We start from the raw sequence: 24,636 nt of genomic DNA, 5'->3' as shown, positions 1-24,636 counted from the left end.
GGATCAACCTCTTTAACGTATGGTTAATAAATTCGTATTCCATCGACGTTATTACATTTTCGGACTATTTTATAGAAATAATACAGTACTCTTTAAATAAGATTAAAGTAATATTTGACATAAATGTTCTCTATTCTACTCGGCTTAGCACTAACACAATTCCGCCATCTGAGCCAGTACTTTACTGATGTGTTCTCTATCGTTTAATATTTTGCGCAGTATTTTGCGTTTTTGCAATTCCCAATGGAGCGTTTTTGGAAGACATAATCTTGTTTCTTCATTTTGATAATATCAAATTATTATCAACCTTTCTTAATTAAAACGATTCCGAAACTCCATTGGGCACTGATTGGCTTTTGATTTAATAATTTACCGAATGATTGTCCAATACAATATTGCAATTCGTTTTCTACCAAGAAATTTCACCTGTTAACGGATTTGTTTCTTCGCTAAAAAACTTACCTGTTGGCCCATTGTTATCAATTAGAACATACTTAATAATTCTATTTGCAGCAACACTGACTTCACCGCCATTAAAAAATGTAAAATTGGTTTTCGTTAGTCCTGGACAAACAGCATTTATCCTAAAATTCGTATCACGTAACTCATAAGCCAATTGTATTGTGTACATGTTCAAAGCAGCCTTTGATACAGCATAAACACCGTATTTAGCATAACTGTATGCTGGCCATTCGGGGTCGCTTTGTAAAGCTAGAGAGCCAACGCTGGTACTTAGGTTGACTATTCTTGGTTCAGAGGATTTCCTCAACAAGTCTATAAAAGCCTTCGTCACATCAGCTACGCCAATTACATTTGTTTTAAGTGCATCCAGATATTCCTCATTTGTGGATTCAAGAACGGTGTATGGGGCGCTTCCTCCGTTAATTCCCGCATTATTGATGAGTACGTCCAAAACACCTACCTTTCTACCAATCTCTTCACGGGCAGCAAATATGGATTTTGGGTCTGTAACATCCAGCTGTATTACTTGTACCTGGGTTAATCCTTCTTGATTTAATTCGTTTACGGCTTGTAAACCGCTTTCAAAGTTGCGACTTCCTATGAATACGAAAAAACCCTGCTGTAACAACTGTCGCGCAGTTTCAAATCCAATACCTTTGTTCGCTCCTGTAATTAATACTGTCTTCATATTTGTAATTTTAAATTTCAATACAAAATTGAAGTATTAAATTAAGGTGTCATTTACCAAATGGTAAAAAGCGATTAGTTAGATGTTCTTTCGTATTCTACTAAGAGATTGTTGAGTTACACCCAAATATGAGGCGATGTATGACAATGGAATACGATTGATGAGTGATGGGTAATTTTCCATAAACTCTAAATACCTTGTCGTTGCATCTTGCGATATTACAGGACCTTTCCTTGATTTTTGGTGCATACATAGATGTACCATTTTATTTTTAATGTTGTCCCACCCAACAATGATATGTGAGAGTTCTTCCCAATCTTTTTTGGAAAATACAACAAGGTTACAATCCGTAATGGCTTGAAGATACTCGGAGGAAGTAGTGTTTGACTCAAAGTTTATGTAATCACAAACTAAACTGTTTTCATTAATAAAACAACGGGTGATTTCTTCGCCCTTATTATTGTAATAACAGCCACGAATAACACCCTCAACTATAAACCCAACCTGCTTTGGAATTTTTCCAGCTTCAGAAAAGTAATCCTCTTTTTTTACTTCCAATAATTTCCCTTTACTTCTAATAAGTTCAGTTTGTTGCTTGTTGAGCATTCCAAATTGTAAAACGTATTGAATCATTTCTTCCATAATGGCAATTTATAATTAATATGGTTTGTCTCATTTACCATTTGGTAAAAAACAATTTATATATTGTTCGACTCGTTAAATATACTACATCAAAGGTAGAACTGTTTCAGAATTTCGATCTCTTCCAAAATTGGATTATTAAGAATGAAATTAAACAATTATCCACAGTTTTAGAAGTAAGGAGTATTTTTGAAAAGTTGAAAGTTGATTTGGAAGTAGTTGTGTTACTTTATTTCTTGCATTGTATCAAATAGAACGGATAGTTTTCAATGATCTCATCGACTTGGTACAAGCCATAAGGAGCAAATTCATTTTTAATAGAATTTTCATCATAAAAAAACATATTTATACCTCCAAACTGTTCATACCTATCTTCGCTGATCAATCTTCCTTGTTCATACGTATGTGATTGTTTTGTGATTGCTGTAAAAAACATCAATCCATTATCTCTAAGTTGTTTATAGCAGTCATCAATGAGCTTTTTTCTTTGTTCACTATCTAATAAATGAATTAAAGCATGACAGAAGATACCATCATAACGGCTATTTTCACACGGCATATCTACCACTGATCCGTGATGAATTTTAATAGAACTGCCATAATGCTTTACAGCCAATTTAATAGCTGTTTTCGAAATCTCTACACCATACACATCCATTCCATAATCCATGAACGGCTTCGCATTTCGTCCATAACCTATACCTGGAATTAGTATCTCTTTCAAGCCTTTGTTTCGAAATGTTTCGGCGGCTCTTATTGCAGATATTGTGGGAGTTATCCCCCACATTTCCTGTTTACCTTTAAATGCTTCTTCCCAAAATTCTGTCATCTTGTTCTATTTTGCATTGATGATATACTGATAGGGCAATAAGCTGATTTCAACCTCAAACGAAGTAAATCCTGCCTTTTTGAGTTCAAATACGACTTCATCTACTGAGGTTCTCATACCCATCGCAGGAGCTTGAACTTTATCCGTAAATTCGACTTTAAAAAAGTCCAACACTATCAATTCACCATTTGATTTTAGTCCCTTTTTTACTTTAGCAAAATATTCAGATCTGTTTTCGATATGATGGTAAGTATTTGCGATAAAAACAATATCAACCTCTTTTTCTTTTAATGACGGGCTGTCAAAAGGTATCTTACGAAGTTCAATATTGTTTATTTTTTCTTTCTCTATTCTATCTTTAAGATAAGCCTGAAATCCATCGCTCACATCCGCAGCTATTACCAATGCCCCTTTGGTAGCAAATTTGATCGAGAAATACCCAGTAGCAGCACCTATATCCATTATTTTCTTGCCTTTAATATTTCCTAAATACTTGATTACTTTGTGGGGTTGTTGCATCGAATCCCTTTCGGCAGATTCAAAATTTTTGGACATTTTGGTTACCGCTTCTTTGTCATTAAATACTTCATGAGAAGAATGAGATGGATTGTGGTGTTTATGCTCTGTTTGCTGAGCATAACTGTTAGTGGATAATACAGAAAGCGTAATACAAAGTATCGTTACTGTGGAGTGGAATTTTTTTGTCTTAATCATTTTGTTTAAATTTTAAGTTTGATAACATCATTTGAAATGAGCTTATTCTTTTATTGATTTTGCATTCGTCAATCGCCTGCTGATATAATAAGTGATCATCCCAATTAACAAATTCAATAGTCCTATAGTGGTTTCATACGGATGATTGGTAATGGTATAGATTATCATCCAGCTAGAAAGCACCAAATAGAGTATTTGGAATAGAGGAAATAACGGGCTGCGATAGGTGTCCGTCTTCTTATCTTTATTTTTAAACCGAAGTATAAATACGGCATACACGACCAGCATCGTAGACAAAGTGAGTAATACTCCACAATAAATCATAATCTGTTCAAAACTACCGGTAGCAATGAGTATAAAGCTGATTGCAAATTGTAGCCACAATGCTCTTTGGGGAATTTTGTTTTTTGCGGTTTTAAAATAGTGCCATAGCCTGTGCTGATTAGCCATACTTGATGTTACTCTGGGACCTACCCAAACCATTGCACTAATACTTGAAATTAGCAATATGGATATCACAATACTAAAGAATTTACTTATGGATTCACCAAACATTTTTTCTGTAGCGATGGCTCCCACTTCAATCTGATCGGTCAATTCCGCAATTGGAACATGTTTTAGAAAGACAAATTGTAATAATGTGTACAAGAAAGTAACAATAAGCGTTCCTCCAACTAAAGCAATCGGCAAAGATTTGCGTGGTGTTTCAAACTCTTCCGTAATATAGGCAGCCGCATTCCATCCTGAATATGAATAGGTAACATAAATCAATGAGATGGCAAAAGCTCCGGATTTTATTTCCCTGTAGTAGTCTGGCGTAATTTCTAAAGAAATATTTGTATCACTGGTCATCACTAGACCTGATAAAATAATCGCCAGTGTTACCAGTATCTTGAATAAAGTAGAAATAATCTGGAACCGGGAACTAGTACGAAGGTTTTTAGTGTGAATAAATGTAATGACAGCCACGATTAAAACCGAACTCCATTTTGTGCTGAAACCACCGAATTGAAAATACTCTGTAAAGGCAATAGCTGCAAGTGCTATAGGTGCAGCAAAGCCTACAGTAAGCGATATCCAACCAGATAGGTAGCCTACTATGGGATGGTATATTTCAGATAGAAATGCATATTCACCACCCGACTTCCTAATATATGTTCCAACCTCTGCATAGCTGAATGCACCGGATAATGCCAATACACCACCTAAAATCCATAGAGTCAGAATGCTTATTGGGTTTTGCATCTCTTTTAACTGAAATCCAAGACTGGTAAAAACACCAGTACCAATCATATTCGCCATAACGATAGCGATTCCTGCAAGAGTTGATATTTTATAGGTTAAGTTCTTTTGCATCTATAAAAAATGTTCGTCTGTTAGTTCTTTATTGACCATCGCCCCGGTCATGTTTCCGGCAGAAACAGCATTGGCTACCGATCTCATCATAGCGGTACTATCTCCGCAGGCGTATACACCTTCAATAGTTGTTTTATAAAAATCATTTACCTTAATGTGTCCGAAGGCTGTAACTTCACATCCTAAAATGGCAGGAACCTCGCAGTGCTGTTTAAAAGGAACTACCGCATAAATAGCCTCAAGATTCCGGATACTTCCATCTCTGAAAAGAATGCTTTTGACATATCCATTTTCGTGAACTATTTCGTCTACTTCATTTTCAACGACCGAAATCCTATGCTTGTCTAATGTATTAAATTGTTCAGAAGTGAAATCGGCTTTACCGTTTGTGATAATAGTAAGGTCATTGGTAAGGTTACTGATCATAGACGACAAATGAAAAGCACGTTCTGCATTTGCCAAAAGCCCTGTTTTCATGTTTCGAACTTCATAGCCGTGGCAATATGGGCAATGGATAACGGATATACCCCAACATTCCGAGAAACCTTTAATGTCCGGCATTATATCCTTTATCCCTGTCGCAAAAACCAACTTCTTTGCGGTGAACTTTTCTCCATTATCTGTAATTACTTCAAAACCATTTTCTGTCTTCTTTCCGCTTTCGACAAGTCCTTTATGAAATTTTACCGTTTTATAATTCAAGACCTGTGCTTTGCCTTTCGCTGCAATGACACCAGGTTTTTCTCCATCCTGGGTAATGAAATTGTGTGAATGTGGTGTTTGTTTATTACAAGGGAAGCCGCTATCAATGATTAAAACATTTCTTAATGAACGTCCTAATGACATCGCTGCCGATAAGCCTGCGTAACTTCCGCCTACGATGATGACGTCAAATTTTGCTTGTTGTTCCATGATATTATTTTTTGTAAATGAAAGAAAAGGAAATAGAAACATTCCAGTAGCTGACCATCCGCTTAACGATATAAATTGAGATCTCGTTAGCAGTCCCAAATCCTTCCGTAAATTAGTTTTTAAATAATCCATTTAGTGCCTTTTAATCTAATCATTGGATTCAATTGAAGTTAACACTTCCTTTTTGACTACGTTTTGAGGACCTTTGAACAGGATGTATAGTAGGAGCGCCGTCATAATAATGACACCTATCCACATAGCATGTTGCCAGCCTGTAACAAAAGATTCCCTTGCAAAGCGTATCAATATTTCCTCCTTATTACCGGTACTTGGTGCTATCGCCTGTGCGTGTGCAAGTCCCTCTTTGGCAGTAGCAATTACATCCTGCGGAAAATCTTGCAGTTTTGCTTCTACGGACTTACTATAACCTGCGCTAACCAATGGACCCAGCAATGCTACACCCAAAGCTGTTCCTAATTCCCTTGTAATATCATTCAAAGCAGAAGCTACTCCTTGCCGGTCGGCGGGTAAAGAAGACGTTATAGCTTCTGTAGAAGGTGTCATTGAAAATCCCATACCTAACCCCATGATAATTAAACCGGGTAATACAGATAAGTATCCTGTCTCAGCAGAAACAAATATAGCCATCAGCATAGCTCCGATAGCACCTAATGCAATACCCAGAGCCATTGTGTATTTACTTCCGATTTGAAATGCCAACTTGGGAGCCAGCCCCGAACTGATCATCATCAAGATTGCCATCGGCATCATTCCCAATGTTGAACGCAGACCGGACCAGCCCAATACACCCTGAAAGAAGGGGAACAGTACAATGAACAAACCTGCCTGAACTCCAAATACCGTGAGTAGCGAGACAGAACCACTTGAAAGACTTCTTTTTCTAAATAATCTGATGTCCAGCAATGGTGCGCTGTGACGTATTTCCCATAGTATAAATCCGGCTATACCAGCTATCCCGATAGTCAAACTTACCAATACCATCGGTGCATTCCACCCCAGTACAGGTGCTTCATGTAATGCATAGATGACCCCCACAGTAGCTAATACAGAAAGCAATGATCCCACGAAATCAAATCTGTGACTGCTTTTTTCCACCGAATTAGGTACAAAACGAATGCTCATCACAATGGACACAATGGCAAGAACAACAGGTAGCAGGAATAACCACCTCCAATTTGCAACATCTACCAGCAACGCGGAAAGATACATTCCTAAAATACCGCCTCCACCAGCAACGCCCGTCCAAATTCCTATCGCTTTGGAGCGTTCTTCTTTTGGAAAAGTGGAGGTAATTACAGCAAGTGTTACAGGCATAATCATTGCAGCTCCAATACCTGTAAGTAGCCGAGCTCCCAACATCATCGTGGAACTTGTCGATATTCCTGACAATGCACTGGCTATCCCAAAGATGATAAGCCCGATTAGTAACATCTTCTTTCTTCCTTTTCGGTCACCAAGAGCACCAAGAGGCAATAATAAAGCAGCCAGTGTAAGGGTATAAATATTAATCATCCACAATACCGTATTCTGAGATGCTCCAAATTCAATAGCCAACATCGGTTGCGCTACATTCAGTCCACTTACAGATGCAATGACTGCCATCAATGCAATACACACGGAAATCAGTATTTTTCGTAAATGAGCTGGTGTTTTTTTAGCGTTCGGTTCAGATGTTGCATTTTCTATTTTATTAGTCTTCATTTTTTTGTCTAACTTTTTTTGTGATGTTGGTTTATTTAATCTCTTCAACCATTTCAATCAGGGGCTGATCCAGATTTACTTCTTTGATTAGCCGTTTTACATCTTTCCGCTTTATATCTCCCTTAATCAGATCAACAAGAAGATACATGGATGGAACGACAAACAACGTGAGTATCATTGAACTTGTCAAACCACCAATCAATACCCAAGCTAAACCGTTCTTCCATTCTGCTCCCGCACCTGAGGATAAAGCAATAGGGAGCATCCCGAATATCATGGCAAGCGTGGTCATTAAAATAGGACGCAGCCGTGCTTTACCACTCATGATTAATGCTTCAATAGTATTCTTACCGTTAGCCTTTAACTGATTAGCAAAATCTACAATCAGTATCCCGTTTTTAGCGACCAAACCTACTAGCATAATCATGCCCAGTATAGAGAAGAAATTGAGCGTGTGCATGGTTAGAGCTAAAGCCAGCAACGCACCAATAATGGCCACCGGAATAGAAAAGAAAACCACGAATGGATAGACAAATGAATTGTATAACATGACCATAATAAGGTATACGAGCAACACGGAAGCTATCAATGCAAGACCGAGATTAGAGAAAGTTTCTTTCATATATTTCATTTCACCTTCAGCATCAATATGTACATCTTTGTCAAATTTAGCTTCTCGGACAAATTGATCCAGTTCTTCGGTTATCACGCTGGGAGTCACACCCAAAACTTGTGAAGAGACAGTCACGGAGGCCATTCTATCTTTCCTGTCCAGTTGTTTAGAAGCCATTCCATAGTTAAATGATGCGAACTGTTCTAATTTTACCGATTGTCCTTCGGTATTGATAAATGCAAGTTTGCGTAGGCTTTCTTCATTCTGCCGATCAAATCGGTCATAGGCGATTTCGATTTCGTATTCCTTTTGTTGATCTCCGAATTTAATATCGGTGTTTCCACTGAACGCTATGTTCATCGTCATTCCGACCACATCCATAGTGAGTCCCAGATTGGCCATTTTATCCCGATCAATAGTTACCTGTAACTCCGTACTTCCTCTTTCCACTGAAAGTTTCACATCGGATGTTCCTTTAATAGTTTTTAGCTTATCAGATATAGCCTCCGCAGCCGTGTATATTTTATAGGGGTCATTGCCGGATACGACAATAGAAATTGGGGCATCATTGGACGTTCCCATCATATTCATGATAGCGGAGTTTACCTTTACACCCGGGAGGATTTTTTCTAATTCCAGTTTAGTATAATGGGCAAATACATCGGACGATACTGCTCTTTCATCCTTAGAAACTAGTTTTACGTTGATTTCTGCCCTGTTTTGGGTATTACGACTTCCGCCCATGGAACCTGAGCTAGTTCCGATACTTGAATACACTTTTACAACTTCGGGCTTACTGAATAAAATGGTTTCTACTTTTTTCACCGTTTCATTGGTGTTTAAAAGAGTAGCACTTTGGGGTAATTCTAGATTAATCAATACTTCTCCTTTATCACCATTACTGGCAAATTCTCCTCCGATAAAACCGGCACCTACTAGCGTAAATGAAGCAATAATCAGCGCAAAAGAGCCGCCCAGTATCCATCTTTTCTTTGTCAATCCGCTTGCTAACATTTTGCCATAACTGTTGGTCAGTTTGGTTATTCCTTTTTCAAATGCCTGTAAAATCCGTCCAAATAGTGTTTTGCCAGTTGGATGCTCTATTTTAGCCAACCTGGAAGCCAATAAAGGCGTGAGGGTAAAGGATACAAACAAGCTCATTAACGTAGCAATGACGATAACCATGGAATACTGTCCAAGCATATTGGAAATAATGCCACCCACCATGGTCAATGGCAAAAACACAATCACATCCACAAAGGTGATAGCCATAGCGGTAAATCCAATTTCCTTTCGACCATCAATAGCGGCAGTCACTTTGTCTTTTCCTTTTTCGAGATGACGGTAAATGTTTTCCAGTACCACAATACTATCGTCCACGAGGATACCAATAACCAGTGATATTGCCATCAACGTCAAGATATTCATGGTATAACCCAGCAAATTCATGGCAATGAATACGGAAAGCAGCGATGCTGGAATGGAGACCATAACTATAAGCGAATTACGAAGACTGTGCAGGAATAAAAGCATCACGGCAGCTACAATCACAATCGCCAGGAAAAAATCCAACATTACCAGATCAGCAGCTTCCATTGTAAACTCGGAGCTGTCGTTGGCTATGTCAAATTTTATTTCCTGCGCGGTATAGCTATCTTCTATTTCTTTCAGAATAGTCTTTACCTGGTCAGCTACTTCAACAGCATTGGCATCACGTTGTTTGATTAATTGTATACCAATTGAGTTTTTACCGTCAATCCTATTGAATGTGGTAATATCTTTAACTCCATCTAAAACATCTGCAACATCTGACAGGCGAATTTTGGATCCTGTCGCTAAGTCATTTTTTACCACTAAATTCCTGATCTCATCAATAGACTGGTATTTCCCTTTGAGTTTAATACTTGTTTCTGATTTATCGCTGGTCAGTTTGCCTGCAGGAAATTCGAGATTTGCATTGTCGATGGCTTGATTGATCTGCAATAGTGAAATATTATACTGATCGGATTTCCTTCTGTTTATATTAATTTTTATCACCCTTTCTTCTCCGCCTACCAAGTCCACCCTAGCGACACCTTTCACTTTGGTTATTGCCGGTTGGATTTCGTCCTTTACCAACGCGTACAATTCGGTAGGGTTCATTTTGGCGGTTACGCCAAAACGCATAATTGGCATGTCTGTCATGGAAAATTTACCGATAGCAGGCGGTTTCGCAGCAGCAGGAAGATCTTGAAGTACTTCGTTGATTTTTCGTTGACCATCCTGCATGGCCTGCTCTACGTCTGAATCCACCTTAAGCTGAACAGTAACCAAGGATACACCATCAAGAGAGGTTGATTTGATCGCATCAATGTTATCTATATCTGAAACAGCATCTTCAATTTTCTTGGTAATTGCGGTTTCGACTTCACTAGGAGAAGCTCCCGGATATACCGTAGTAATACTGAACATCGACATTGACATGTCTGGCGTGAGTTCGTAGTTTAATCTGGAATAACTTATGATTCCCAGAAAGGTGAGTGCTATAAAAATGACCAAGATAAAAGATGGTCGTTTTATGGATAGTTCTGTTATATGCATGGTTATATTATTCTGTTTTCATGTTATTTAATCACCTCTACGGTTGAGCCATCATTAATATTTAATTGACCGGTTTCTATAATTCTATCCGTTTGGGCCAATCCTATCAACACCATAACATTATCTCCCTGTACATGTCCGGTTGTTATCTTTGTCAGTACAGCTTTTTCTCCTTTAAGAATATATACCTGCGGATCTTGTAAACTACCCACAATCGCTCTCACTGGAATCATCATTGCGTTTTGGATATTGTCGTTGCTAATGATAGCAGTGCCACTCATTCCTGCTTTTAAAGGACTTTTAGAGTTATTGGGTATCTGAACCTCTACCATAAAATTCCTGTTAGCATCTGCTTGTGCAGCGATATAAACTACTATTCCTGTTATTTTAGAGTTGGGATAGAGGTCTGGCACGACTTCGATTTTTTTCCCAATAGATAGTTTAATTACGTCTTTATCCAACAAAGGAATCTGGAGCTTTAATGAAGAGTTGTCTACAATATCTGCTAATAATGTTCCTGGACTCAGATAGCTTCCTGACTGTACATAAGATTTATGGACTGTCCCCGAGATTGGTGCATTGATGGTAGTCGATTTCCTTATCGAGCTGAGCGTGCTTATTTTTGCTTCGGCAGAAGTCACAGCTAAACGTTGATCTTCTACTTCCCGGCTGGTAATAGCATTGGATTTAAGCATATTTTCCATTTTTGATAGGTCTAATTTTGCTTTTTGTAGCGTTTCCACTGCCAAGTGCCTATCTATCGCGTTTTGTTGTCTTTCTATATTTTCTACTTCGTTATAAACAGAAACGATATTTTGCCCTTTACGAATCATCGATCCGTCTTTTAATGTTGTAGCTGTTATTCTGCCGGAAATATCTGATGTCAATGTCATTGAATTTACCGGGATAAAAAACCCGCTTGAACTATAGGTTCCTGTTAGAGATTGATATTTTGGAGAGGTTATAGTTACAGGAAATACCAATGTTTTGGTACTTCCAATTTCAGCCTTGGCATCTAGCTTATCTTTATTGTTGCTTAATATAAAAATGATAGCCAGTAACAATCCTGCAATGATCAGGATAGGAGTGATATATTTCTTTATTCGTTTCATCTGTTTACTTAGTTGATTTCTATTTTAATATGGTTTCTATATTTCCTGATACTTTGAGCAACTCCAATTCTGCCGACTGAACCTCCAATACGGATCTTAGATAAGCTGTTTGCATTTCTTTAACTTCTGTATTTGCATCCAAAAGATCTTTTAAAGAGGCATAACCGCTTTGGAACTGTAAATATGTAATAGCATATACTTCCTCTGCCAGAGCCATACTTTCCTTAGTTGTAAACAGGTTAGAATGGCTGATACTCAATTTTACTTTCACATTCTTAACATTCTTATCCAGCTCATTCTGTTGCATTTTGATATCGAGGCTGTTTTGATGCTGTTCCAGTTGTAACTGCTTCACTCTTGAGGCCTTGTAGCTCCCGTCAAAAATGGGAATAGAGAGATTAAGGCTTGCCAGTGAGTTGGGATACCAATTGGTGTTGGTGCGGAAAATATTGGGGTTATTCTGCTGCGCCAATGTACCGTATCTAAAGTTAAATGACAACTTGGGCAGATAGGATTGCTTCATTTGTTTTAGACTTAGCACGGTCAATTCATCCTGTGCAGCAAGCAATTCGAGATCTAAGGACTTTACCGCTAGGTCTTCTTGGAGCAAAATTCCGAAATTCGTTAGTTCGGACCGTGTATCAATATGGATGGTTTCCTCCAGAGGATAGGCCATTGTATATTTTAGAAGTGTCATACTCTGCTCGTGCTCCATTTTGGCATTCTGAAGACGTGTTTGCAAATTTGTCCTTTCTAGTTGCAGACGTTTCAAATCAACAGGTTTAGAAAATCCGTTCTGAACCCGTGATTCCATACTAGTAATAAGAGTGTCTATTTTTAAGATATTTTGGCTTATATCATTTTGTTGGAGTAGGGCAATCTGAGATATATTGTAAGCAGTAGCAATGTCATAGATAATCTGCTCAATTGTTTTCTGCTTATTCAACAAGCTGATCCTGCTGTTTTGTCTAGCAATCTTCTGTCCGGTGATCTTTTCAAAATCGACTAGTGTTTGGGTTACATCTATGATGGCAGACGCATTGTATTTGGTTCCAAATTGAATTGACTGATCCTGACCAGGTTGCCCTATAAATTCTCCGGGAATAATTTGGGTTATCAATTTCAAATTATTCGTGTAAGCAGCATCGGCTTTAATTTGTGGTAAATAACCGGAAAGTTCTTCCCTAAATTTTTGATTGTAGATTTCCAGCTCATAATCGGATTTCTGAATGATAAGATGATGTTCAACTCCGTATCGAACAGCATCTTTCAGGCTGAAATAATTTTCTGTACCCTGTGCCTTACTAGCAAATGGAACCAGAAAAAAAAGCAGTAAAGTGTATGATATAATCCTTAATTTCATTGTTTATTTTATTCAGTTTTTATTAATTAGTTCAGTTTTTAATGAACCTTTGATGCAAAAAAAATATTATCTATTCTCCCATTTGTGTATAGCTAACATAATTTCTTTATAGACAAAATCTAAGAATTCAGTAACTTCCTTCAGGTCTTTGTTAAATTGTGGAGTTTTAGACGTTCTGGCTTTAAGGATTTCTTTAAGGATAACGTTCAGATCGTCAAATTTTTCAAAATTCTCTTTCGTCATTTGTGTCCAGTTATTCATCTTACAACGGAAATAACGTTTCTTATCGCCAAGCTTAGTAATGTATTCGATATGGTGGGTCATCATAAGCCTGTTCAATGCATTGCTGGTACCACCTTTACTCAAGTGCAGGGTTTCCATAATTTCATCAAATGTCAATTCTACTTTGTCTGCAACCAGAAAAAGTCCCCATACCCGACACTCCGCCGGTGGTAAGCCGTACTTCTCATTTAATACGCCAAATTCCTCTATGAGTTCCTTTTGCTTCTCTGTTAAGACCATTTTAAATTAATTATGTTTTCAAATTATCTTTTGCAAATATAAGGAGGTTTTTTAAGTTCACAAAATACTGAACCGTTTTTTTTTATATATTTTAGAAAGAATTTATTATGACAAAAAATTGTACTGGTATTATTTTAACCGATTGTCTTTTTTTGAAATGTTACTCGCTTTTTGAGGCCAAAAGTTTATTTAATAAAGTTTTGGGAGCACCCTAAGGTTGATTAGGGTGTCCAAAACAATACTATTATGTCAATTAAATGTATTTCGAAATTCTAAAGGCGACAAGTTCACCTTCTTCTTGAACAATTTATTGAATGATGCAGGATATTCAAACCCCAATTCGTAAGCAATCTCACTGACAGAAAGTTCAGTAGTTGATAACCTTTCTTTCGCCTTTTCAATCAGTCTATTGTGAATATGTTGCTGCGTACTTTGTCCAGTTATTACTTTAAGTAAACTGCTTAGATAATTTGGCGTAACATTTAACTGATTTGCTACCTCCGTTACACTAGGAATGCTTTTATTGATAATCTCTTCTGAATTAAAATAATCATTCAACAGTTCCTCTAATTGGCTCAAAACTTTATGGTTGGTAATTTGACGTGTTATGAATTGTCGTTCATAAAAACGATCAGTATAATTCAGCAACAATTCAATCTGAGCTACAATGATACTTTGAGTAAACTTATCAATGTTAGAACTGTACTCTCGTTGAATATTCTTAAAAATATCGACCATCATATTTTCTTCTTTTTCCGAAAGAAAAAGAGCTTCATTTACAGCATATCCAAAAAAATCATACTTTTTCATTTTTTTTGCCAATGGCGTGTTCCATAAAAAATCGGGGTGAATTAACAATAACCATCCCGAAGGATCGGCTTCTGCATTTTGATCGATCTCTATATGGATAACTTGTTGAGGAGCCACCAAAGACAAAACCCCTTCTTCAAAATCATAAGGTTGCTGACCATAATTAAATTTTTTACTTACATTACGTTTTAACCCTATAGAATAAAAATTTTGTACCCATTTGATGTTACTGTATTCCTCTGGATAATGTACAAGACTATAATCAATCAAACTGACCAATGGATGCTCAGGCTTAGGTAGATTACTAAACTCATGAAATTCATTAATAGAATTAAACTGCTGATTGATTTTCATAACGGTGATTTAAAAAAATTAAATTCAAATTTTCTACCACTCTTGATCCGTTGGTAAAATAAATAATTCGGAAACATCAACATGATTAGGAGCTTCCAAAACATAGATCATACTATCTGCAATATCGTTTGGTGAAAGGAAAGTCATTTGATTACTTAAGTTTTCCATTCCTTCTTTTAATGCGGCATCCGATATTTGATCATAAAGATTTGTTGCAACAGCTCCTGGTTGAATGCTTGTGACGCGAATATTATGCTTTTTTCCGATTTCCATTCTCATAATATCAGAAAATGCTGCAACAAAAAATTTTGTTCCACAATATACAGACAATCCTTTGAACAATTTACGTCCCGCAATAGAGGATAAATTAATAATATGTCCAGATTTTTGCTTAATCAACTCGGGCAGCACTGAAGAGGTAACATTTAAAACTCCCTTTATATTTACATCTACCATTTTCTCCCACTCATCGATTTTAAACGTATCGATATCCGACACAGGCATTATCCCTGCATTGTTAACCAAAATATCAATTGAGCCGAACTGATTTAATAATTTAGCGACTCCTTCTGTAACGCTTTCTTTGTCGGTAACGTCCATTTCGATTATGCAGGCTTCTCCACCTTGCTTTTGAATTTCTGTCAAAACAAGTTGCAATTTGTCTGTTCTTCGGGCAGCAAGGCCTAATTTTACTCCTTTCAGCGCAAGGGCTTTTGCAACACCTTCACCGATTCCACTTGATGCGCCCGTAATAAGGGCTACTTTTCCTGATAAATTCATATTTCTATTTGTTTAAATTGTTGTTTTTTTATATCCAGTTGAATAGGTTAATTCTTTAAATGCATCCAGAGCTTCTTGTAAGGATTGTATTTTCTGTTTTGCTAGGTTATAAGCATCTTCTCCCATAAAAAAATGTACCGGAGGGTTCTCTTCTTTACTCAATTGAATGATTACTTCTGCTGATTTTTCGGGATCGTTAGGCTGATTTCCATTTATTTCATTTAAATGTGCTTGTTCAATCTGTCTAGCGTTCTCATATTCTCCAATTGGAAATTCAGGTGTCTTAACAGAGTCCCCAGAGAGAAAATCTGTTCTAAAGTATCCAGGGTAAATAAGTGTTGTGTTGATCTGAAATGACTTCAATTCTTCGGCGAGAGATTCACTAAGCCCGGCAACGGCAAATTTCGTGGCGCAATAGACACCAAATCCAGGGAAATTTGCGACAAATCCTCCTATAGAAGAAATATTAAAAACATGACCTGATTGTTGTTTTCGTAGGTAAGGCGTTGAATGCCTGATTACGTTTAATAAGCCAAAGACATTGACTTCGAAGTTCTGTTTGACTTCTTTATCTGATAATTCTTCTTGCGTTCCAATCTGGCTATAGCCAGCGTTATTAACAATAACATCAATTTGACCAAAATGAGCGATTACTTTTTCAATTGAAGCTTTTACGTTTTCATCGTTAGTAATATCCATTTCCAATGGTAAAAAGGAATCGGAAAAATTTGGAATATTCTGTTTCAGAGACCTAATTGTTCTGGATGTTGCAGCTACCCGGTAGTTATTTGCTAATAATTTTTTTGCCAGTGATAATCCCAATCCTTTGGAAGCACCAGTAATGAACCATACCTTATTTGTATTCATATTTCTTTGTATTTGATTATGATACAAAGTTGGTTAGAATGAAAATGATTGAGTTTTCCAAATCTATGGTTGTATTGTCCAAATCTAAAGTCCTCTTTATAAGGAAGACCCCTTGATGGTAAAAAGCATATATTAACTCTATCATCGCTGTCTTACTGCCTGTCAAGTTGAGGTTAATAGTGGAGGAGTTATTTGATTGTTGACGTTTATTCAAATTGTAAAGCTGGCTTTCTAAATAAACCTGTATCAAATCATTGGCTATTATCTTGGCGACCTTGTAATCATGGGAGGTGCAAAAGGTTTGGTCAGACTGTAAATAATAGGTATCCAACCATAGTTTATATCATGGTTGCCCCGTATAAAAAAAATCTCATCAAGGAAGGAGTTATTGCTACGGTAATACTTATAAAAATCAAGATTGTTATCAAAGAACCTTTTGAGTTTTTTCAATTCTTTGTTAAGGTACTTTCTTATAGGCTTTGATCCATAAGGTTTTTTTGTCTCAATTTTATAAATGGCATTATAGTAAATGAGTTTTGCAACAATGGTAGGCTTTAGATCTTTGAAAAAACGGATTTCTTCATCAGTATTTTTAAATCCTCTATTTAGAACAAACTGTTTTAAATCGGACAATGTTTTGGCAATAAGTTGAATACTTCCATACGTTGTATGTGACAATCTGTATCAATTTCCAATTCTTGGATTGCTGTTTCCAACTTATATAGTGTTTCTTTATAAAATTTATCCATTAGAGTAATTTGAAATGTATATTTGGGTTAGAGAAAACCTAACTGTACAATTCGTAGGATATATCAAGTTTTAATGAAATTTTAGCCAATATCTTTATTTGGAGTATATTAAGATAGTTGAGCTTTTTCCATAATCAGTTAAGAGTGTTCTGGTAAATGTTTTATTAGAACATTTACCAGAACACTCCATTTTTCTCTATAATTGTCCCATTCATTTTATCCGTAACTTGTAGTTATGGGAATTTACTTCGCCAACTTCAATATTCTGTAAGCTCCCCTTGCTACAATTACAAATACAATAGCCCCAATAATCAAATCAGGATAACTTGAATTGAGCCAATTAACTAAAAGACCAGCAACAATAACTCCCGAATTGATAATGACATCATTTGATGTGAATATCATTGAGGCCTGCATATGCGCTTCTTTACTTTTGTTCTTTTGTAAGAGATAAAGACAAAATACGTTTGCAATCAATGCCAAAACAGAAACGATAATCATTGTTTTGAAATCGGGCATAGCTTCTATTCCGATAAAACGTCTGATCACTTCAACGAAACCTACAATAGCAAGTAAGACTTGGAAGTATCCTGCAAATCTAGCGATGTTATTTTTTAGGGTGATTGTTCCCCCCACAGCTATTAAAGCCAATGAGTAAACGGCACTGTCCGCAAGCATATCCAAGCTGTCAGCTACCAATCCCATTGACCCTGAAAAAATACCGAACAACATTTCCAGTCCAAAAAACAGGAAGTTGATAATCAACACTATCCAAAGTAATTTTCGTTGGTTGTTCCTTGTATCTGTTTGAACGACTTCATTGCTTTTTTCGGTTGAAACCAATGTCGTATTTAGGTTCAGTGTTCCCAAAGCCGAAAAAATCGGCTCTGGGTTTTCACTGTGAAAAACAGTTAGTTTCCTATTGGGAATATCAAATTCTAATGATTTTACCGTTTCAACATTTTGTAATTTCATACGGATTAATTGCTCTTCACTTGGGCAATCCATTTTGGTAATATTGAATATAGTTTTTTTCATTTCTTTAAAGCTTGAATTTTATACCTCCGTTAATTACAAATCCGTCCAATGGTGCATAAATGTCTTTAAAAACTGGATTGGTTATTGTTCCCGTATAAATACCGTCAAAGCGTGTTTGTCGGGTGTCAAGAAAGTTTTCAAAGTTGACGTACAATGAAAATCTTTCCCAAATCTTTTCAGCCATAAATCCCGTAATAAAGTAAGCTTTACCCGTAGTTCCATTGTTCAGTTTTTGAGGACTGAAATAATAGGCTTCCAGACCAACTTTCCATTTATCTTCTATTTCATACATCAGGATGGAATTAATGCGGTGCTTTGGCGTTAACGGGCTTTCTACAGTCATTCCATTTTGGTTTAATCGAGCATCTGTATAAGTGTATCCCAAAAATAATTTCAGGTCATCGTAACCAATTTTAATATTGGTTTCTGTTCCTTTGGTATGAATATAACCTGGAGAATTAACGAACTGATACAGATTTGTAGAGGGATTTTCAAGTAACAAGGGATTATCCAGATAGGTGTAAAAGAACAATTGGTTTATGCTAAATGACCAATCTTCCCCAATGTAGGTGCGGTAATTGATGTCTGCATTTGCTCCATAACTTTTTTCCAATTTATTGGTCTTGTCGTCAATAGGCATTACATTTTGATATTGTAGGCGTTCACTTTCTTCTGTAAAAATGGTTGGTGTTTTATACCCAAATCCACCTCCAATACGTGAAGTCAATCCGTTTGCAATCTTAAACAATGCCGATACTCTTGGTAAAAATACAGCTCCGTAATCTATCACGTAATCCGTTCTTAAACCTGCTTCTAATTGAAGCCAATCAGCAGCCTTAAAAGAATTTTGAACGAAAGCTCCGAATGTGTTTTGGCTGTAATCCCTCAACGGAAATGCAGTAATCTGCTTTTCTTTAAAATTGTCCGTCCAAATATTGACCCCTGCTACCCATTCCGATTTTTCTGTACTGTTGGTATAATTTGCTTCTGTAAAAGTTGCGGTTTGTGTTCCCTCAAACTGATAGTTGGGAATTGTTGTATTTCGGTTAAAATAACTCACGCTGTTTTTAATTTGAAAAGAACTTTTTTCATCAATTAAGTGGTCGAAAACAAATTGTGTGGAATAGCGTTGTGTTTTATTTTCCTCAAAATATTGGTTTGTATTATCTCCGTTTCCTTTGATGTAAAGCATATCACCTCCCAAACGGTTTTCGATAGTTGTATTGACACCGAAATTCATTTTTGTTTTATCATTGAAATAAACAAACAATTTAGGGTTCAGTACAAAACGTTCAAATTTTGGAATGGCAGAAAAACCAATTTTTGCAGGGTCGTAAGCTCCGTTTCTATTATGCGAAGCAAATATGGTTGTTCCGATTTTCTTAAACTTCTGTCCGTAAAAACCGTTGATGTCTAAACCTCCGCCTGATGTTCCGTTTAAATGAAAACGCAAATCCCTTTCTTCCGTTGGTGTCTTGGAAATCAGGTTTACCAAACCTGCTATTGCTCCACCACCATACAGCGTAGATGTAGAACCTTTGATAACTTCAACCTGCTTTAAGTCAAGCGGTGGAATTTGCAACAAACCTAATCCGCTTGAAGCACCCGAAAAAATAGGGAAGCCGTCTTTCAGGATTTGCGTATATCTTCCGTCAAGTCCTTGAATACGGATACTTGCATTGGCACTGGTAGGCGAAGTGGTTTGTACGTGAATACCTGTACTTTCCGCCAAAAGCATACGAATATCTCCTGGTTTCATATTGCCTTTTTCACCCAATTCTTCACTTCCGATAAATTCAATACGGGTAGGAATATTTTGTATGCTCCTTGTACTTCTTGTAGAAGATATAACCACTTCTTCCAATTCTTCTGAATTTTCTTTGAGTAAGATTTCAATAACGCTGGTGTCCTTTAATGGAAATCCCAGTGTATCAATACGTTCATAAAAGCCTACGTAACTAAAATGTATTTCCTGTACACCGTCAGGAACATTTACTATTATGATTTGACCGTTTTCGTTTGATGTAGCGGCAAGCGAGGTTCCTTTTATAGATGCTGTCACACCAATCAAAGGATTTTTGTTTTCACTGTTTCTAACAACAGCATTAAATGTGTTTTGTGCAAAGACACAGAGATTTAGTGTCATAAAAAATGACATAAAGAGTATTTTTTTCATTATATGAAAAATTATTAATGTTTAAAAAATAAGAATTGACGGTTTGTAGCACCGCAATTTGTTATTGTGCCGAAGACACTAAAAACATTAATTAATCTTAGGCGGTTGCCAAATGGAAGAGAGGAAGTCTGAAACAGCTGACGTAGTTATTACACTTAATTTCTTTTCAGGTTGTTGGGCAGAATTTGTCGTTAAAGCATAAAAAGAAGTAATTACAAATCCGGTACAAGTATTGCATTTAGAAAAAGGCGAGCAACATTCCATACCGCAACCGTCGCTATCTTGTTCCTGACTATTTGTTGTTTGATGTATAACGTCAAAGCATTTATCTTCCATAAAGCCTGGCAAGGTCGATAAGACCAAGACCATTAATGCTAATATGAATGATAAATGCTTCATTTTACAAATATATTAAAAACTACGTTACAACTTCTCCCTCAATTAAAATTACTCCCTATTTTTCATAAATTGACTTGTTCGTTAAAATTTCATCCGTTGTATGCGTACAGCGTTTAAAATCGCCAATAATGCAACTCCCACATCAGCAAAAACGGCTTCCCACATTGTGGCCAAACCACCTGCTCCCAGAACTAATACAATTCCTTTTACTACAAATGCCAAAGTGATATTCTGCCAAACAATTTTCTTAGTTTGCTTACCGATATTGATTGCCATCGGTATTTTACTCGGCTTATCGTCTTGAATAACTACATCGGCGGTTTCAATAGTAGCATCGCTACCCAAACCACCCATTGCAATACCAACATCACTCAAAGCCACTACTGGTGCATCGTTCACGCCATCGCCTACAAATGCTACGGTTTCGTTTTTGGATTTGATTTCTTTTACTTTATTTACTTTATCTTCAGGTAGTAAATCACCAAAGGCATTATTAATTCCTAATTTATCTGCAACAAATTTTACTACGGTGCTTTTATCTCCGCTCAACATTGTGGTTTTTACTCCTAATGCTTTTAACTTGTCAATAGTTAGCTGTGCATCTTCTTTTATACTATCTGCAATGGTAATGTAACCTGCAAATTTTCCATCGTAAGCAATGGCAATTAAGGTATAAACAATTGTGGTTGGGTCTAAATCATAATTGATGTTGAATTTATCCATCAATTTAAAATTTCCTACCAATAATTCTTTTCCATTTACATTAGCTTTCAAACCATGTCCTGCAATTTCTTCTGTATTTTCTAACTTTATCGAGCTATCAATTTCACCTACATATTGATGAATAGCGGTAGCAACTGGATGCGTACTTTGGCTCTCTAAAGCATTTACCATTTTCAGGATTTCGTTTTTATCAAATTCAGGTTTTAATACAACTTCTTGTACTTTAAAAACACCCTCCGTCATTGTACCTGTCTTATCCATTACAACGTTTTGGATATTGGCAAGTGCATCTAAAAAATTACTTCCTTTAAATAAAATCCCATTTTTTGAAGCAGCACCAATTCCACCAAAATAACCCAAAGGAATACTAATGACCAAGGCACAAGGACAAGAAATAACCAAAAATACCAACGCTCTGTACAACCATTGACTAAATACGTAATCGCCTACAAAAAAATAAGGAACTATAGTAATTAGCACTGCCAACAACACAACAATCGGTGTGTAGATTTTTGCAAATTTGCGGATGAATAATTCTGTTGGTGCTTTTTGTGCGGTGGCATTTTGTACCAATTCTAAAATTTTGCTTAGCTTGCTATCAGTATAAGCCGTTGTTACTTTTACCTGTGCAACGGTATTTAGATTTATCATTCCTGCCAATACGGTTTCGCCTTTGGTTTTGGTATCAGGCTTGCTTTCTCCTGTAAGTGCAGCGGTGTTGAATGATGCAGTTTCGGATAATAATTCGCCATCTAAGCCTAATTTTTCTCCGGGTTTTAATTGGATAATATTGCCAATGTTTACACTTTCTGCCTTTACTGTTTTTGCTTGATTGTTTTCTAAAACAGTTACTTCATCGGGACGTTGGTCGAGCAAGGTTTTAATATTTGCCTTAGCTCTTGTTACTGCCAATGTTTGGAATACTTCGCCAACGGCATAAAACAACATTACGGCAACACCTTCCGGATATTCACCAATGGCAAAAGCTCCGATGGTGGCAATGCTCATCAATAAAAATTCTGAAAACACATCGCCTTTTCTGATGCTTTCAAATGCTTCTTTAATTACGGGCAATCCAACAGGTGTATACGCTACCACATACCAAACAATTCTTATCCAATCAGTAAACCAAGATTGAGAAAGCCAATTATCGAAAGTAATGGCAATCATCAATAATACAAAACTGACGATAGCAGGTAAAAACATTTGAAAGGTAGATTTATCGGTACGTCCGTGATTATGAACGTCATCGCCGGTATTTTCGTGGTTGTGTCCATCGGCATCGGTATATATTTTTTCCTCTTGAGGTGTACAACAAAGCTGTTTACCTTGTTGATCGTACTTATGTTTGTGTTCCATTATAGTAATCTTTTAGTAGTTTGTTTATAGGATAAATATTCTTGTCCATGCTGTTTCTCTAAAAATTCTTCTTCCAATCTTATCTGAATTTGGATAACGATATAAGTGGATAGCATCACGAAAAATGTAAGCGCATTGGGCAGTATGAAAAATATTCCTGTAACGCTGATTGTCATTCCTAAAAAAATCGGATTTCTGCTATAAGAGAATAAGCCTTTTGTTATTAATTCGGTTTTAATATTTTCGTCTATACCAATACGCCAACTGTTGCTCATTTGATATTGAGCAACCGAAATCCAGAGTAGTGAAAGATGTATCAGCGTTAATCCAATTATCAAAAAAACGTTTTTCATTAGATAAGAAATGGGTACTAAATACTTATATGCTTTATCGCTGAATGAATAAATGAATACCGCTATAAAAAGCAAGGCTATCAATACTTTCATTACAAAACCGATGTAATCGTGTGCGTTATCCGATTTGCCGAAGGTTATAGGATTGATGCCTGTTTGCTTAAAGGTGCGGTATGACGGTAGCACAAAAGCTACCATCATATACAGCACCAAATACAAAGGCAAATAAAAATTTAGCCAAATCATAGTTTCTTTTTTTAGTGTTCGTGACCACCAGTATTGCTCAATTTCGCATTTACAAAAAATGCACCTTTTACAACGACATGTGTCCCTTCGGAAATTTCATTAACGGGTGTAATAGCCGTATAACCTAATTCCGTAGCACCTTTCATCACTTCTATCTTTTCAAAACGTGTGCCTTTTTCCGAACTGTGGTCGTGACTTTCGTCTTCTATATGGTCATGTGGTTCTTCTTCCTGTTCTTTGACCAAAAAGATATAATACTTACCATCGGCACTGACAATTGCATCATTTGGCACAGATGGATTTAAAGCGCCATCCAGATTTACTATACCTGTTATATTCATCCCGTCTATAAGTCCTGTTTTATCCCCAATAACCTTACTGTGCACAGCAATAGTCTTGCTATTACTATTAAATGAAGAACCTATATTATATACTTCTGCAGTATATCTTTTGTTCGGGCTGTTTGTTACAATAAAGTCTATTTTCTGACCAACTTTGATTAAAGGAATGTCTTTTTCAAATACCTGTAAATCTAAATGCAAAGCACTGTTTTCTACCAATTCTGCAATAGGCGAAGAGACATCTACATAACTTCCAATCTTGGCAAAAACGTTACTAACTATTCCATTTATGGGACTTGTAACTATCAATGATGATTTAAGGGTGGAATTTGATAAGGAAGCCGGATTGATACCCATCATCTGTATTTGCTGTTGCAATGATGCTTTTCGGGTTCTTAAAGTATTCAATTCGGTTGTCGCACTTTGCAGATTCTTCTTTGCACCTACATTCCCCTCGTTCAGGTCTCTTTGTCTTGTGAGTTCTTGTTCTGCGAATACTATTCCGCTATTGATCGTTAGATATTCCTCCTGTAGTTGTATAAATTGCGGATTAGAAATAGTAGCAATCGCTTGTCCTTTCTTTACATAATCTCCTATTTCTATATTAAGCGTTTCTATTATTCCCCCGAACAGGGACGTCGCATTAGCCTTGTTGGTATTAGGAACTCTTAAGAAGCCGTTGGCTTTCATCGTGGCAGATAATTGTTTCTGTTCAATTGAGCCGATTTCAATACCTACTGTTTTTATTTGCTCATCGGTAAGTGTGACCGCATTTTCTTCTTCGTGTTCATCTGATGATGTTTCCGATGGTGTATCGTGATTATGTCCATCTCCTTCTTTATGATTGTTTGTACAGGCATAAAAAGAAATTAAAGCTCCAGCGATTAAAACGCCAAAAAATAACTTATTTATATTACGTTTCATAG

At 36.6% G+C, this 24,636-nt stretch carries 20 protein-coding genes and 1 pseudogene; all 21 read right to left on the bottom strand.

The window, feature by feature from the left end; translation table 11 throughout:
• Positions 1-409: 409 nt before the first annotated feature.
• Entirely contained in the window at positions 410-1,150 is a 741-nt protein-coding gene (locus ACQZ43_RS08690) for an SDR family NAD(P)-dependent oxidoreductase (RefSeq protein ID WP_430611721.1), read from the bottom strand.
• A gap of 78 nt (positions 1,151-1,228) precedes the next feature.
• Positions 1,229-1,792, bottom strand: a complete 564-nt coding sequence (locus ACQZ43_RS08685; protein ID WP_430611719.1) for a Crp/Fnr family transcriptional regulator — start codon at positions 1,790-1,792, stop codon at positions 1,229-1,231.
• Between the two features lie 229 nt (positions 1,793-2,021).
• Positions 2,022-2,621 (bottom strand): class I SAM-dependent methyltransferase, encoded by a 600-nt coding sequence (locus ACQZ43_RS08680; RefSeq protein ID WP_430611717.1) that lies wholly within the window; start codon positions 2,619-2,621, stop codon positions 2,022-2,024.
• A 6-nt stretch (positions 2,622-2,627) separates the two neighbouring features.
• Entirely contained in the window at positions 2,628-3,335 is a 708-nt protein-coding gene (locus ACQZ43_RS08675; RefSeq protein WP_430611715.1) for a class I SAM-dependent methyltransferase, read from the bottom strand.
• Positions 3,336-3,377: 42 nt separating this feature from the next.
• Positions 3,378-4,691, bottom strand: a complete 1,314-nt coding sequence (locus ACQZ43_RS08670; protein WP_430611713.1) for an APC family permease — start codon at positions 4,689-4,691, stop codon at positions 3,378-3,380.
• Entirely contained in the window at positions 4,692-5,603 is a 912-nt protein-coding gene (locus ACQZ43_RS08665; protein ID WP_430611711.1) for an NAD(P)/FAD-dependent oxidoreductase, read from the bottom strand.
• A gap of 147 nt (positions 5,604-5,750) precedes the next feature.
• Positions 5,751-7,325: an MFS transporter gene (locus ACQZ43_RS08660; RefSeq protein ID WP_430611709.1), complete on the bottom strand. Its 1,575-nt coding sequence runs from the start codon at positions 7,323-7,325 to the stop codon at positions 5,751-5,753.
• A gap of 31 nt (positions 7,326-7,356) precedes the next feature.
• Positions 7,357-10,518: an efflux RND transporter permease subunit gene (locus ACQZ43_RS08655; RefSeq protein ID WP_430611707.1), complete on the bottom strand. Its 3,162-nt coding sequence runs from the start codon at positions 10,516-10,518 to the stop codon at positions 7,357-7,359.
• Between the two features lie 23 nt (positions 10,519-10,541).
• Complete coding sequence (locus tag ACQZ43_RS08650) at positions 10,542-11,630, bottom strand: efflux RND transporter periplasmic adaptor subunit (protein ID WP_430611705.1); 1,089 nt, start codon at positions 11,628-11,630, stop codon at positions 10,542-10,544.
• Positions 11,631-11,649: 19 nt separating this feature from the next.
• A complete protein-coding gene (locus tag ACQZ43_RS08645; protein ID WP_430611703.1) occupies positions 11,650-12,993 on the bottom strand; it encodes a TolC family protein in 1,344 nt (447 codons plus the stop codon).
• A 66-nt stretch (positions 12,994-13,059) separates the two neighbouring features.
• Positions 13,060-13,515: a GbsR/MarR family transcriptional regulator gene (locus ACQZ43_RS08640; RefSeq protein WP_430611701.1), complete on the bottom strand. Its 456-nt coding sequence runs from the start codon at positions 13,513-13,515 to the stop codon at positions 13,060-13,062.
• 249 nt (positions 13,516-13,764) lie between these two features.
• Positions 13,765-14,679 (bottom strand): helix-turn-helix domain-containing protein, encoded by a 915-nt coding sequence (locus tag ACQZ43_RS08635; RefSeq protein WP_430611699.1) that lies wholly within the window; start codon positions 14,677-14,679, stop codon positions 13,765-13,767.
• 33 nt (positions 14,680-14,712) lie between these two features.
• Positions 14,713-15,459: an SDR family oxidoreductase gene (locus ACQZ43_RS08630; protein WP_430611697.1), complete on the bottom strand. Its 747-nt coding sequence runs from the start codon at positions 15,457-15,459 to the stop codon at positions 14,713-14,715.
• A 12-nt stretch (positions 15,460-15,471) separates the two neighbouring features.
• Positions 15,472-16,326, bottom strand: coding sequence for an SDR family NAD(P)-dependent oxidoreductase (locus tag ACQZ43_RS08625; RefSeq protein ID WP_430611695.1), 855 nt, complete (start codon positions 16,324-16,326; stop codon positions 15,472-15,474).
• A gap of 16 nt (positions 16,327-16,342) precedes the next feature.
• A pseudogene (locus ACQZ43_RS08620) lies at positions 16,343-16,959 on the bottom strand (RteC domain-containing protein).
• Between the two features lie 359 nt (positions 16,960-17,318).
• Positions 17,319-18,113, bottom strand: coding sequence for a cation transporter (locus ACQZ43_RS08615; protein ID WP_430611693.1), 795 nt, complete (start codon positions 18,111-18,113; stop codon positions 17,319-17,321).
• A gap of 4 nt (positions 18,114-18,117) precedes the next feature.
• Positions 18,118-20,289, bottom strand: a complete 2,172-nt coding sequence (locus ACQZ43_RS08610; RefSeq protein ID WP_430611691.1) for a TonB-dependent receptor — start codon at positions 20,287-20,289, stop codon at positions 18,118-18,120.
• 87 nt (positions 20,290-20,376) lie between these two features.
• The gene (locus tag ACQZ43_RS08605; RefSeq protein WP_430611689.1) at positions 20,377-20,688 is read right to left on the bottom strand and encodes a hypothetical protein; all 312 of its coding nucleotides are present in this window, start codon (positions 20,686-20,688) and stop codon (positions 20,377-20,379) included.
• A gap of 81 nt (positions 20,689-20,769) precedes the next feature.
• The gene (locus tag ACQZ43_RS08600; RefSeq protein ID WP_430611687.1) at positions 20,770-22,770 is read right to left on the bottom strand and encodes a heavy metal translocating P-type ATPase; all 2,001 of its coding nucleotides are present in this window, start codon (positions 22,768-22,770) and stop codon (positions 20,770-20,772) included.
• Positions 22,770-23,369 (bottom strand): methyltransferase family protein, encoded by a 600-nt coding sequence (locus ACQZ43_RS08595; RefSeq protein WP_430611685.1) that lies wholly within the window; start codon positions 23,367-23,369, stop codon positions 22,770-22,772. The genes ACQZ43_RS08600 and ACQZ43_RS08595 overlap by 1 nt, the downstream gene beginning before the upstream one ends.
• A gap of 11 nt (positions 23,370-23,380) precedes the next feature.
• The gene (locus ACQZ43_RS08590; protein ID WP_430611683.1) at positions 23,381-24,634 is read right to left on the bottom strand and encodes an efflux RND transporter periplasmic adaptor subunit; all 1,254 of its coding nucleotides are present in this window, start codon (positions 24,632-24,634) and stop codon (positions 23,381-23,383) included.
• Positions 24,635-24,636 lie beyond the last annotated feature (2 nt).

It is taken from the genome of Flavobacterium sp. JP2137 (assembly GCF_050562195.1).
Classification (GTDB): domain Bacteria; phylum Bacteroidota; class Bacteroidia; order Flavobacteriales; family Flavobacteriaceae; genus Flavobacterium.
This window is presented reverse-complemented; position numbering and strand designations above follow the sequence as displayed.